The 12,516-nt window shown below is 67.4% G+C and carries 9 protein-coding genes; 7 read left to right on the forward strand and 2 right to left on the reverse strand.

The window, feature by feature from the left end; genetic code table 11:
* The first annotated feature begins 44 nt into the window (after positions 1-44).
* The 4 genes from lpdA to ACTJK0_RS13950 all read left to right on the forward strand — a co-directional run bounded on the left by lpdA (position 45) and on the right by ACTJK0_RS13950 (position 4,352).
* The gene (lpdA, locus tag ACTJK0_RS13935) at positions 45-1,427 is read left to right on the forward strand and encodes a dihydrolipoyl dehydrogenase (RefSeq protein ID WP_110544557.1); all 1,383 of its coding nucleotides are present in this window, start codon (positions 45-47) and stop codon (positions 1,425-1,427) included.
* Positions 1,428-1,528: 101 nt separating this feature from the next.
* Positions 1,529-3,262 carry a 2-oxoglutarate dehydrogenase, E2 component, dihydrolipoamide succinyltransferase gene (gene sucB, locus ACTJK0_RS13940; RefSeq protein ID WP_440745557.1) on the forward strand — a complete coding sequence of 578 codons (1,734 nt, stop codon included), beginning with the start codon at positions 1,529-1,531 and terminating at the stop codon, positions 3,260-3,262.
* A gap of 148 nt (positions 3,263-3,410) precedes the next feature.
* Positions 3,411-3,782, forward strand: a complete 372-nt coding sequence (locus tag ACTJK0_RS13945; protein ID WP_110544561.1) for a hypothetical protein — start codon at positions 3,411-3,413, stop codon at positions 3,780-3,782.
* 141 nt (positions 3,783-3,923) lie between these two features.
* Positions 3,924-4,352, forward strand: a complete 429-nt coding sequence (locus tag ACTJK0_RS13950; protein WP_110544563.1) for an OsmC family protein — start codon at positions 3,924-3,926, stop codon at positions 4,350-4,352.
* A 90-nt stretch (positions 4,353-4,442) separates the two neighbouring features.
* On the opposite strand, the gene ACTJK0_RS13955 is transcribed toward ACTJK0_RS13950, so the two are convergent.
* Complete coding sequence (locus ACTJK0_RS13955) at positions 4,443-7,964, reverse strand: S41 family peptidase (RefSeq protein ID WP_440745558.1); 3,522 nt, start codon at positions 7,962-7,964, stop codon at positions 4,443-4,445.
* A gap of 73 nt (positions 7,965-8,037) precedes the next feature.
* Here ACTJK0_RS13955 and ACTJK0_RS13960 point away from each other — a divergent pair, with 73 nt between their 5' ends.
* Entirely contained in the window at positions 8,038-8,940 is a 903-nt protein-coding gene (locus ACTJK0_RS13960) for a TIGR01777 family oxidoreductase (protein ID WP_440745559.1), read from the forward strand.
* A 68-nt stretch (positions 8,941-9,008) separates the two neighbouring features.
* On the opposite strand, the gene ACTJK0_RS13965 is transcribed toward ACTJK0_RS13960, so the two are convergent.
* A complete protein-coding gene (locus ACTJK0_RS13965) occupies positions 9,009-10,706 on the reverse strand; it encodes a serine/threonine-protein kinase (RefSeq protein ID WP_440745560.1) in 1,698 nt (565 codons plus the stop codon).
* A 137-nt stretch (positions 10,707-10,843) separates the two neighbouring features.
* Between ACTJK0_RS13965 and lipB the strand changes: the two genes are divergently transcribed.
* A complete protein-coding gene (lipB, locus tag ACTJK0_RS13970) occupies positions 10,844-11,512 on the forward strand; it encodes a lipoyl(octanoyl) transferase LipB (protein WP_440745561.1) in 669 nt (222 codons plus the stop codon).
* A partial coding sequence (lipA, locus tag ACTJK0_RS13975) for a lipoyl synthase (RefSeq protein ID WP_440745562.1) occupies positions 11,509-12,516 on the forward strand: 1,008 nt, incomplete at its 3' end. The genes lipB and lipA, both read left to right, overlap by 4 nt.

Raw genomic sequence — 12,516 nt, forward strand, 5'->3', positions numbered from 1 at the left:
GATGCGCGCTGATCGTGTCATCGTTCACGCGAGGGAGCGTTTAAGTGGCCGATCAGGCAACTGCGCAAGAATTCGACATCCTGGTACTCGGTGGCGGCAGCGGCGGATACGCTGCGGCGCTGCGGGCAGTACAGCTGGGCCTCACCGTCGGCCTCGTGGAGAAGGCCAAGCTGGGCGGCACCTGCCTGCACAACGGCTGCATCCCCACCAAGGCACTGCTGCACTCGGCCGAACTGGCCGACCACGCCCGTGACTCCGCCAAGTACGGCGTGAACGTCACGCTGGACAGCATCGACATCAACGCTGTCAACGCGTACAAGGACGGCATCATCGCCGGCAAGTACAAGGGCCTGCAGGGTCTCATCAAGTCCAAGGGCATCACCGTCATCGAGGGTGAAGGCAAGCTGCAGGGCACCGACACCGTCGTGGTAAACGGCACCGCCTACAAGGGCAAGAACATCGTGCTGGCCACCGGCTCCTACTCCCGCACCCTTCCGGGCCTGGAGATCGGCGGCAAGGTCATCACCTCCGACCAGGCGCTGACCATGGACTTCATCCCCAAGAGCGCCATCATCCTGGGCGGCGGCGTGATCGGCGTCGAGTTCGCATCGGTCTGGAAGTCCTTCGGCGTGGACGTCACCATCGTCGAAGGCCTGCCCTCCCTCGTTCCCAACGAGGACGCCACGATCGTCAAGAACTTCGAGCGTGCCTTCAAGAAGCGCGGCATCAAGTTCTCCACCGGCATCTTCTTCCAGGGCGTCGAACAGAATGACGACGGGGTGAAGGTCACCCTGGTGGACGGCAAGACGTTCGAGGCCGACCTCCTCCTGGTCGCTGTTGGCCGCGGCCCCGTCACCGCCAACCTCGGCTACGAGGAAGCGGGCATCACCATCGACCGCGGCTTCGTCATCACCAACGAGCGCCTGCACACCGGCGTCGGAAACATCTACGCCGTCGGCGACATCGTTCCCGGCGTCCAGCTGGCCCACCGCGGCTACCAGCAGGGCATCTTCGTCGCCGAGGAAATCGCCGGCCTGAAGCCGGTGGTCGTCGAGGACATCAACATCCCCAAGGTCACCTACTCCGAACCCGAAATCGCCACGGTCGGCTACACCGAAAAGGCTGCCAAGGAAAAGTTCGGCGACGACCAGGTGCAGACCCAGGAATACAACCTGGCCGGCAACGGCAAGAGCTCCATCCTGGGCACCTCCGGCCTGGTCAAGCTGGTCCGCCAGAAGGACGGCCCCGTGGTGGGCGTCCACATGATCGGTGCCCGCATGGGCGAGCAGGTGGGCGAGGCCCAGCTGATCGTGAACTGGGAAGCTTACCCGGAGGATGTGGCGCAGCTGGTGCACGCCCACCCCACCCAGAACGAAGCCCTCGGCGAAGCCCACCTGGCGCTGGCAGGAAAGCCGTTGCACGGCTAGTTTTCAACAGCATTACCAGGCCTGGTGCNGCCGGGTGCACCAGGCTTTCAACAAGGCAGCAACCATTCGCACTAAACATCAATAAGGAGAACGGGGACGACATGTCTGAATCCGTTAACTTGCCCGCCCTCGGTGAGAGTGTCACCGAAGGAACCGTCACCCGCTGGCTCAAGCAGGTAGGTGACCGGGTAGAGGTGGACGAGCCGCTGCTCGAAGTCTCCACCGACAAAGTAGACACTGAAATCCCCTCTCCTGTAGCTGGCGTGATTGAAGAAATCCTGGTCGCTGAAGACGAAACGGCCGAGGTAGGCGCACCGCTGGTTCGCATCGGCGACGGATCCGCACCCGCGGAGGCTCCGGCCGAAGCAGCGCCCGCCCAGGACGCACCGGCTGAGGCAGCACCGGCTGAAGCAGCCCCCGCCCAGGAAGCCCCTGCCGAAGCCGCCCCCGCCCAGGAGGCCCCGGCCGCCGGCGGCGGCGAAAGCCACGAGGTAACTCTCCCCGCGCTGGGCGAGAGCGTCACCGAAGGCACCGTTACCCGCTGGCTCAAGGCCGTGGGCGACTCCGTCGAGGTCGACGAACCCCTGCTCGAGGTCTCCACCGACAAGGTGGACACCGAGATCCCGTCCCCGGTTGCCGGCACGCTGCAGGAAATCCGGGTCAACGAGGACGAGACCGCCGAGGTAGGTTCCGTGCTGGCCGTCATCGGGTCCGGCGCCCCCGCTGCCGCAGCTCCCCAGGCTGCACCGGCCGCTCCCCAGCAGGAAGCACCCCAGCAGGAGGCTCCGAAGCAGGAAGCACCCCAGCAGGAGGCACCCGCCCCCGCTGCGGCGCCGGCTCCCGCGCCTCAGGCTGCCCCCGCACCTGCGCCGGCAGCCCAGGAAGCGCCGTCCGCAGGCGGCGCTGAGTCCGGCTACGTCACTCCCCTGGTCCGCAAGCTTGCCAACCAGCACGGCGTGGACATCTCCTCGCTCTCGGGCACCGGCGTCGGCGGCCGCATCCGCAAGCAGGACGTCCTTGCCGCCGCTGAAGCCAAGGCCACTCCCGCAGCCGCTCCGGCGGCTGCCCCTGCCGCCTCTGCTCCGGCTGCCTCGGGCGCGGCTGCCTCCTCGCTTCGCGGCACCACCCAGAAGGCTCCCCGCATCCGCCAGGTCATTGCCCGCCGCATGCGCGAGTCGCTGGAAATCTCCACCCAGCTGACCCAGGTCCACGAGGTGGACATGACCAAGGTCGCCAAGCTCCGTGCCCGCGCCAAGAACTCGTTCCAGGCCCAGAACGGCACCAAGCTGACCTTCCTGCCCTTCATCGCCAAGGCGGTCGCCGAGGCCCTCAAGCAGCACCCCAAGCTCAACGCTGCATACGACGAGGAAAAGCAGGAAATCACCTACCACAACGCCGAACACCTGGCGATCGCCGTCGACACCGACAAGGGCCTGCTGGTCCCGGTCATCGCCGACGCCGGCAACCTGAACCTTGCCGGTCTTGCCGGCAAGATCGCCGATGTTGCTTCCCGCACCCGCGACGGCAAGATCGGCCCGGACGAACTGTCCGGCGGCACGTTCAGCATCACCAACATCGGTTCGGTGGGGGCCCTGTTCGACACCCCCATCATCAACCAGCCGCAGGTGGGCATCCTGGGCACCGGGGCCATCGTCAAGCGCCCCGTGGTCGTCTCTGACGAGAACGGTGACGACTCGATCGCCATCCGCTCCATGATGTACCTGTCGCTGACGTACGACCACCGCCTGGTGGACGGTGCCGACGCCGGCCGGTTCCTGCAGACCCTGAAGGCACGCCTCGAAGAAGGCGCGTTCGAAGCGGACCTGGGACTGTAGCCTCCACAGGACAACAACGACGGCGGTGCCGGCGCAGGCGGGAAACCTCCTGCAGCCGGCGCCGCCGTCGCGGTTTAACCCATGACGGCGGCCAGCGGCCCGCGTGGCTTTGCTACGCTCTGTAGAACAGACTGGCTAAGCTGGAGCCATGACTATACTCCTCAACATTTTGGTGTTCCTGCACGTCGTCGGCGCCGCCATGATCGTGGGTTACTGGATCGCCACCATGCGGACACCCACCGTGCATCCACGCCAGCGGGACGGTGCTTTCCTGCAGCTCCTGACGGGCATCGCCATGATGGGGATCCTGCCTGTCCTGCACAACCAGGATCCCGCCCATTTCGGCGACCTCAACTACGTCAAGCTGGGCATCAAGTTCGTCATCGCCGTCGTCGTGGCCGTCCTGGCCGTCATCGGGACGCGCAGGGTCAAGAACGGGCAGCCCGTTTCCACCGGCCTCGCCCACGGCGTCGGCGGCCTTGCCCTGGTCAATATCGCGATCGCCACCATCTGGCAGTAGCCACCCCGGCCGCCGAAGCGGTCACAATCATCTGAGAGCGGACAACCCGTGCACCGGAGGTGCGTGGTCCCTAGGATGGACAACGGTGGGCCCGGCAGCGAACGGCGCCGGACCCTGATCGAACCGACGTTGAGGAGAGACATGGCTACAACACGCAACGCCCACACCGTATGGACCGGCAGCCTGACCGAAGGCTCAGGCAACACCACCCTGGACAGCTCCGGACTGGGCACCTTCGATGTCACCTGGAAGGCCCGCACTGAGGCTGCCGAGGGAAAGACCAGCCCGGAAGAGCTGATCGCCGCGGCGCACTCGGCCTGCTTCTCCATGGCCTTCAGCCATGAACTCAGCCAGGCCGGTTTCACCCCCGAAGAGGTCAACACCAAGGCTGAGGTTGGCTTCCAGCCCGGCACCGGCATCACCGGCAGCCACCTGACCCTCAACGCCCGCATCCCCGGCATCTCGCAGGAGGACTTCCAGCGCATTGCCGAGGCCGCCAAGAAGGGCTGCCCCGTGTCCCAGGCCCTCGCCGGCATCGACATCACCCTCGACGCCACGCTCCAGTCCTAGGCCACGCCGCTGGCCCTGCCAGGCCCGCAGGACAAGCCAAAGGCCCTGCCTTTCCGGGAGATCCCGGAGAGGCAGGGCCTTTCCTGTTGGCTAGCTTGTCTGCTGGCGGGCCGGCAGGGGTCCCGGCTTCAGGCGGCGGTAGCCTGATCGCGCCGGCGGCCGGTCGGTGGGCAGTTCCTGGATCATTTCCTTCAGCGCGCCGATGCCGTACTCGAGCTGCGGATCGCGTCCTGCGGCGTAGGCGTGCGGCGGGTAGGCCACCTCGATATCAGGATCAACGCCGTAGTTCTCCACGCCCCAGCCAACCCCTCCGCTGAACCAGTTGGCATAGCGGGGCTGGGTGACGCCGGTACCATCGGCCAGGGCAAAGCGGTTGTCGATGCCCACCACGCCGCCCCACGTCCGGGTTCCAATCACCGGGCCGATGCCCCGCAGCTTCGAGACCTGCGTGATGATGTCGCCATCGGACCCGGCAAACTCATCAGCAAGGATGATGACCGGTCCCCTCGGAGCGTGGTGGGGGTAGGTGCGCGGCTTCTCGCCCCGCGGCATGCTCCAGCCGGTCACCTTGCGGCCAATCAGTTCCGCGACGAGCTGGGACGTGTGGCCGCCGCGGTTGCGGCGCACGTCCACGATCAGGCCGTCGAGCGCCGTTTCCGTATCCAGGTCGCGGTGCAGCTGGGCCCAGCCATTGGCCATCATGTCCGGAATGTGCAGGTAGCCGAAAGTTCCGTTGGAGGCTTCCCGAACGGTACGCCGGTTGCCGGCCACCCATTCCTGGTAGCGCAGGCGCTCCTCATCCTTCACGGGCACGACGGCGACCCTGCGTTGGGTGCCTTCCGCACCGCCGTGGCCCGGACCGTTGAGGAGCGTCAGCTCCACGGCACGGCCGGCTGCCCCCACCAGCTGCATCGCGGGCGTGACGCTCCCGGACAGCGGCACGCCGTCGATGGCCAGCAGGACATCTCCGGCCTTGGCGCCCACGCCGGGCCGGGTCAGCGGGGAGGTGGCCAACGGATCGGATGACTCACCGGCGAGGATCCGGGTGATTTCCCATCCGCGGGCGGTGTGTGCCAGGTCAGCGCCCAGACGCCCCTGTCCACGGCTGCCGCGTTCGGTGACGGCAGCGGGGCGCACGTAGGCGTGGGACGTCCCCAATTCGCCATGCAGTTCCCAGAGCAGGTCAACCAGGTCGTCGTGCGAGCCCAAACGCTCCACGAGGGGTCGGTAGCGTGCGTGGATGGATTCCCAGTCCTGGCCGGCCATGTCCTCGGTCCAGAAGAAGTCCCGCTGCAGGCGCCAGGCCTCATCGAAAGCCTGTCCCCACACGCTCAGCGGGTCCATGACTACGCGGATCCGCGCAAGGTCCACCTTGACCACCTTGCCGGACTCCTCGTCCGCTTTGGCGTCGGAAGGGATGACCGTGACCTGCTTGTCGGACACCAGCACTGCCTTGCTGCGGTCGCCGGACAGGCGGTAGCTCTCCACGGCGTCGGACAGGGTGGTTTGCCGACGCCGTGCAATGTCGTACCGAACCAGGGTGGGCCTTGCGTCCTTGTCCTCCTGGCTGGCCTTGCCGTCACCGGTCACGCCGGACAGGACGGAGTCCAGCCAGAGGAGGCCGCCGTCCACGGCAGCCAGCGAGCTGTAATTACCCTGCGGCACGGGGACAGCGATGACGCGGTGCGCCAGGCCCTCCGCGTCCATCTGAACTGCAGGAATCGCGTTGTCCCCCGTCTGGCCTGCGTCAGCTTCATCGGTGGCCGTTTCGGGCTCCCCGCCTGCCGGATCAACCGACGGACCAAAGGGCGACGGCGTCTCCGCGGCGAGTGCCACCAGGTAGGGCTTGATGGGGCTGGGGAAGGACAAATCGAACGAGTGTCCGTCGTATACGGGGTCGAAGCTGCGGTTGGACAGGAAGGCCAGGAACTTGCCGTCCGGGGTGAAGGCCGGGGAGGCGTCGCGGAAACGGCCGTCCGTGACTTCGATGGGTGCGGCATCGAGCTGGTCCACCGTCGCCAGGCGCAGCCGGCTGCGGGAACCGAAGGACGTGACCGGTTCCGACCACGCCAGCCAGCGCGAGTCCGCCGACCAGGCCAGCTCGGCAATGCTGCCCTCGCCGATACTGGCAACCTGCGTGAGGTCTCCGTTGCGGGTGTCCACCACGTACACGTCGCCAAACGAGGTGCCCAGGGCAACCCATTGGCCATCCGGGCTTGCTTCCAGGGAGCTGGCGCGCGACGGCGTCGGGACGGTGATGCGTTCCCCTGCCACAGGTGCCGGCGCCTCAGCCGCTGCGGATTCGGCCTGCGGTGCCACGTCGGCCTGCTGCTCATCGTCGGCCGGCACATGGATGGCACCGCCCGCCAGCACCGCGGCCCCCGCGGCAGGAACAGGCTGGGGCAGGCTGATGGTGTCCTGCCCGTCCGGTGTGCTCTGGCCACGGTTCCCGGAACCGGCCGGTCCGGACGCTGCTGCCGCGTTGATGACCTGCGCCTCCACAGCTGCCGCGGTGTACGGAACCGGCGCGGCGATGTCCTTGATGTGCAGTGCCTCCACGCCGTCGTGGTCGGCGATGTAGGCGATCCTGCCGTCACCGAGGGGTCTGGGCAGGCGGGCCCGGACCCCGGGGGTGGCTTCGATGATCCGGGAGGGCCCATCCTTGTGCCGCAGCCAGTGGATGGTTCCGTGTGTTTCCACGGCGCTGGCGGAGCCAGCGGTGTCCGGGACTGCGCCGCCCAGGTGCTTGACGGCGTCGAGCAGCGCCGGACGTCTCGTCTGCGAGGCAGAGCCAAGGGTGATGTCCAGCTTCACGGCCTCCGAGCCCAGGTCATGGAGGACCCAGAGTTCACCCGCGGATTCGAAGATGACCCGTTTCCCGTCGGTGGTGGCATGCCGGACGTAGAAGTCCTGGTGGTCGGTGTGCCGGCGCAGTCCGGTTCCGTCAGGAAGGACGGAGTACAGGTTGCCGTAGCCTTCGTGGTCTGAGAGGAAGGCGATCCGGCCGTCCACCCAAAGGGGATCGGTGAGGTTGCCGTCGAGGTCGGGCAACAGGCGCTCGAACTCGCCGTTGCCGTCGCGGTCTATCCAGAGCTTGCCGGCGGTTCCGCCGCGGTACCGCTTCCACCATGCCGGTTCACGCGACAGGACGCTGGCCAGGACCACGGGACGTTCGTCGCCCACCTCGGGGCCATAGGCAACTGATTCCACCGGGCCATACGGAAGCTCCTGGGCCCAGCCGCCCTCCAGGGGGACGCTGTACGCGTAGGTGTGCCGGCTTTCCGCCTGGCGGAAGGCGCTGGTGACCACCACCGAACCGGCGGCAGTGAAGCCCTTCACCTTTGTAGTGCTGTGGCCAAAGTAGGTGAGCTGCCGGTACCCGCCGCCGTCCACCTGTGCCGACACGACCTCCGGGGCCGTTCCCTGGACCACGGTCCACACCAGCCGCTTGCCGTCGGAGGTGAAACGGGGATTGCGGGCAGGAAGCTGGAGCGACGAGACACGCCAGGCCCGGCCGCCGTCCAGGGGCGCAATCCACACGTCGTCCTCGGCCACGAAAGTGACCAGGTCACCGTGCACATGCGGGAAACGGAAGTAGCTCGAAAAGGTCATCGTTCGATCATAGTCAACCCCTCCGCTGGGCTGCGGGAGGTCCACAACCGGCGCTGCCGTGGTGAGATGGACCATGCACATCGTCATGGCCGGCGCCTCCGGGCTCATCGGCTCCTCCATGTCCGCAGCCTTCCGCAATGCCGGCCACTCCGTGGTGACCCTGGTACGGCGGTCGCCCACCGGACCCGGCGAAGTCCGGTGGGACCCTTCCGCCCATGCCCTCGATCCGGAGGCGCTGGCCGGTGCCGACGCCGTGGTCAACCTGTCCGGCGCCGGCATCGGAGACAAGCCCTGGACGCGGAAGCGGGTGGAGGAGCTTTTCAGTTCCCGGCTGGAACCGACGCGGACACTCGTGCAGGCCATGGCGAAGCTGGATGTCCCCCCGGCAACCTTCATCAGCCAGTCGGCATCAGGGTATTACGGCGACGCCGGCAACACCGTCTTGCGCGAGGACGCCCCTCCCGGCACGGGGACCCTGGCGCAGATCTGTGTTGAGTGGGAGCAGGCCGCCCTGGCGGCGCCGGAAGGCGTGCGGGTGGTGACACCCCGCACCGGAGTGGTGTTCAGCCGGTCGGGCGGAGCGTTGGGCAAGCTGCTCCCGTTGCTTCGCCTTGGCCTGGGCGGCCCCTTCGGCAACGGCCGCCAGTTCTGGCCCTGGGTGGCACTTCCGGACGTTTCAGCCGCCTTCCTCTTCCTCCTGGACAGCCAGGTATCAGGGCCCGTCAATGTCGCCGCCCCGGAGCAGGCGGACGTCAACACGATCGTCGCTGCGCTGGCCCGGGCCGTGCACCGTCCTGCGGCCTTTAGGGTTCCTGCCCCCGTACTGCGCACGGTCATGCCCGGACTGGGCGAAGAACTGCTGCTGCACAGCCAGCGGATGGAGCCGGCAGTCCTTTCAGCCGCCGGGTACCCCTGGGAGTACGCGCGCCTGGACGAGGCCGCACGCTGGGTGGTTGCCCGGGACGGCAAGGCCTAGCTGCCCCAACTACCTGTCCCATGGCAGTTGGGGCATGGCATCCCTGGACCCGAGGGCCTCGACACGGTCTATCCGGCCGGCAGGATGTCGCTGATCATCCAATGCCCGTCCACCGATACCAGGACCAGCCGCAGCGGCCGGGCCGGGCCGGGCGGGCCTTCGGCCAGCACTTTGCCGTCTGCATCGATGGTCCGGTAGCCGGAGGTGGAGGAGGTCAGCCGGACCAGCGCCTGCGTGGCGGTCTGCTGCCCCTCCGGGGCGACGTCCGAGAGGAGGGTGGCGAATCCGGCCAGCCGCTGGGCGGAGACCGCCATCTGGTCGGCTATGCGCCCGTCCGCGGCTGCTGCCGACGAGCCCGGGGCGTTCACGGCTGCCAGGAGGTCCAGGTCGCCGGTGCTGAAGGCAGCGTCCCGCATCCCGGCGAGGCCACGGACTGCAGTCACGGGGTCGGCTGCTTCGGCCTGCACCCGTGCCGCATCCAGTGCCGCAGCGTCTGCACTGCCTCCGGCGGCCGGGGATTCAGGGGCTGCAGTGGGTGCCGGCGCGGATGCTGTTGGTGTTCCCGGGCCGGCGGCGGCATGTCCGGACCATATCTCCTGCCCACCCGGTCCCAGCAGCATCCACGCTCCCGCCGCCACCACTGCTGCTGGGGGCAGGACAGCCCGCAGCAGCACCTGCCTTCCCCGGCCGGCAGGGGGCGAACCGGCATGTTTGCCGTGATGCGCCGCCGGTCTCCGGGCTCCCCCGGCAGGTTGTTCCCCGGCCTGGCCGCGCGACGGTGCAGCCGACGGCCGGAGGTCCCAGCGCGCCGTTGCCGCCCGGCGCCGCAGTCCCTGCAATTTGGCGCGAAAGCCGCCGTCCTTCCCTGCGGCGGGGACGGCCCTGCGGGTCAGCAGTTCAGGCAGCACGGTGGGATGGACGGCCGCAGACAGGTCCACCGGCTGGGGTTCGGCGCTGCGGTAGATCGAAGCGGCAAACGCCAGCGCATTCGGCCGCAGCCGCCGGTCCTCGTTCAGCCCGGCTTCCAGGGCTACAGCCAGGTCCCTGGGGACACCGCGCACCAGCAGGGACAACGGCGGCCGGTCTGAAGTCCTGCCCGGCGCTTCACCGGTAAGGCAGTACCAGCCGAGGGCGGCTGCCGAATACACGTCGCGCTCCGGCTGCAGGCCGGCGCGCACGGTATCCACCGGAGAAGGGTCCGTGAAGCCGGCCGTACCGGCGCCGGTGGTGGTGCGCGGATCACCGAGCATTCGTGCGACGCCGACGTCGGACAACATGGGTTTGCCTTGTCCAGTGAACAGGATATTTCCAGGTGCCACGTCCGAATGGGTAAATCCCTTGCCGTGAAGGTACCCCAGGGCCTGGGCTATGGGCGTCAGGACGGTGACCGTCTCCCCCACGCTGAGCCTGCCGCGGGCTGCTACGAGCTGCGCCAGCGAACCCCCGACAGCGTAATCCATGGTCAGGGCCGTCCCGCTACAGGGTGCCGCCGTCCGCACCGCATCATGGGCCCGGATAAGGTGCTGATGATCCAGGACCGACAGAATCCGGATTTCCCGCCGGATATCCTCTTCGGCGAGGGGCGCGTCAGTCACCGCCGTACTGTCCCCGTCCCGCGTCCCACCGCCTCCGGAGCGGAAACACTTGAGCGCGTACTCCCGGCCGCTCCGTTGTTCCCTGGCCAGCCACACATCCGCGCTGCCGCCCCGGCCGAGCAGCCGGCCGACGTCGTATCCGGGAACGTTTGGAGCCTGTGCATCGTCCATGGTCCATGTCTAGTCGAGATGCCGAATGGCTGCAGAAGTTATCCACAGGCGCCGGCCTCACCAGTCACAATGGGTGCCGCCGGTGAGCTTGGACACTAAACGGGGCCGGCGCGGATTCGGGGTCTAAGCTGGATGCCATGACTCTTGAGTTTTCACAGCTGGGTCTTGCCCCCGACTTCGTTGATTACATGGAAGGCTGGGACGCCCAGCGCGAACTCCATGACAAGGTCGTCGCCGGGGATGCCCCCAGCACCGTCCTGCTTCTGGAGCACGCCGCCGTCTACACCGCCGGCAAGCTCACCGAGGACCACGAGCGGCCGTTCGACGGCACACCTGTCGTTGCAGTGGACCGCGGCGGCAAACTTACCTGGCACGGCCCCGGCCAACTGGTGGCCTACCCCATCCTGAAGCTGAAGAACCGTTCCGGCATCCGGGACTACGTGGAACGCCTGGAAGAGATCATGATTGCGGTCATGGCGGACTACGGCATCACGGCCGAACGCATCAAGGGGCGCGCAGGCGTGTGGATCAAGGCCGACGCCAAGGGCCCGGACCGCAAGATCGCCGCGATTGGCATCCGCGTCCTGAACGGGGTGACCATGCATGGCATTGCCATCAACTGCAGCAACGACCTCGCCCCCTATGGCCAGATCATCGCCTGCGGCATCACGGATGCCGGAGTGACCACCATGTCGCTGGAGACTGGCCACGAGGTCCGGCCCGCTGACATCGTGGACCGTTTTGTGGAGGAATTCCGCAAGCATGAAGAAGCATTGGTTTCGAGCCCTGAAGGAGCTCTACTGTGACATTGGCACCTGAAGGCCGGAAGATGCTGCGGATCGAGCAGCGCAACGCTGCGGTCCCGGTGGAGCGCAAACCGGAATGGATCAAGGCCAAGGTCCAGATGGGCCCGGAGTTCGTGGGCCTGAAGAACCTGGTGAAAAAAGAAGGCCTGCACACCGTCTGCGAAGAGGCCGGCTGCCCGAACATCTTCGAATGCTGGGAAGACAAGGAAGCCACCTTCCTGATCGGCGGCTCCGAATGCACCCGCCGCTGCGACTTCTGCCAGATCGACACCGGCAAACCCTCACCCCTGGACCGGTTCGAACCCACCAAGGTGGCCCGCTCCGTCCAATCCATGCAGCTGCGCTACGCCACCGTCACCGGCGTGGCCCGCGACGACCTCGAAGACGAAGGCGTCTGGCTCTACGCCGAAACCGTCCGCAAGATCCACGAACTGAACCCCGGCACCGGCGTGGAACTGCTCATCCCGGACTTCTCCGGCAAACCCGACCACATCGCCGCGATCTGCGACTCCAAACCCGAAGTCTTCGCCCACAACGTCGAAACCGTGCCCCGGATCTTCAAGCGCATCCGCCCCGCGTTCCGCTACGACCGCTCCCTGGACGTCATCACCCAAGGCCGGAACCTGGGCATGGTCACCAAATCCAACCTCATCCTGGGCATGGGCGAAACCCGCGAGGAAATCAGCGAAGCCCTCCGCGACCTGCACGACGCCGGCTGCGACCTGATCACCATCACCCAGTACCTGCGCCCCTCCGAACGGCACCTGCCCGTGGACCGCTGGGTCAAACCCCAGGAATTCGTGGACCTCCAGCACGAAGCCGAAGAGATCGGCTTCCTCGGCGTCATGTCCGGCCCCCTGGTCCGCTCCTCCTACCGGGCCGGCCGCCTCTGGGCCACCGCCATGCGCAAAAAAGGCCGCGACATCCCCGCCGAACTCGCCCACATCGCCGACGGCATCCAGGACTCCGGCACCACCCGCCAGGAAGCCGCCACCCTCCTGGCA

It is taken from the genome of Paenarthrobacter sp. 22069 (assembly GCF_052046035.1).
In the GTDB taxonomy this organism is placed as follows: domain Bacteria; phylum Actinomycetota; class Actinomycetes; order Actinomycetales; family Micrococcaceae; genus Arthrobacter.

What these genes read in the sequence shown, in the direction of transcription:
- ACTJK0_RS13950 (WP_110544563.1), top strand. Translation starts at nt 3,924, where the DNA reads ATGGCTACAACACGCAACGCCCACACCGTATGGACCGGCAGCCTGACC.
- ACTJK0_RS13955 (WP_440745558.1), bottom strand. Translation starts at nt 7,964, where the DNA reads ATGACCTTTTCGAGCTACTTCCGTTTCCCGCATGTGCACGGTGACCTG.
- ACTJK0_RS13965 (WP_440745560.1), bottom strand. Translation starts at nt 10,706, where the DNA reads ATGGACGATGCACAGGCTCCAAACGTTCCCGGATACGACGTCGGCCGG.
- ACTJK0_RS13945 (WP_110544561.1), top strand. Translation starts at nt 3,411, where the DNA reads ATGACTATACTCCTCAACATTTTGGTGTTCCTGCACGTCGTCGGCGCC.
- lipB (WP_440745561.1), top strand. Translation starts at nt 10,844, where the DNA reads ATGACTCTTGAGTTTTCACAGCTGGGTCTTGCCCCCGACTTCGTTGAT.
- ACTJK0_RS13960 (WP_440745559.1), top strand. Translation starts at nt 8,038, where the DNA reads ATGCACATCGTCATGGCCGGCGCCTCCGGGCTCATCGGCTCCTCCATG.
- sucB (WP_440745557.1), top strand. Translation starts at nt 1,529, where the DNA reads ATGTCTGAATCCGTTAACTTGCCCGCCCTCGGTGAGAGTGTCACCGAA.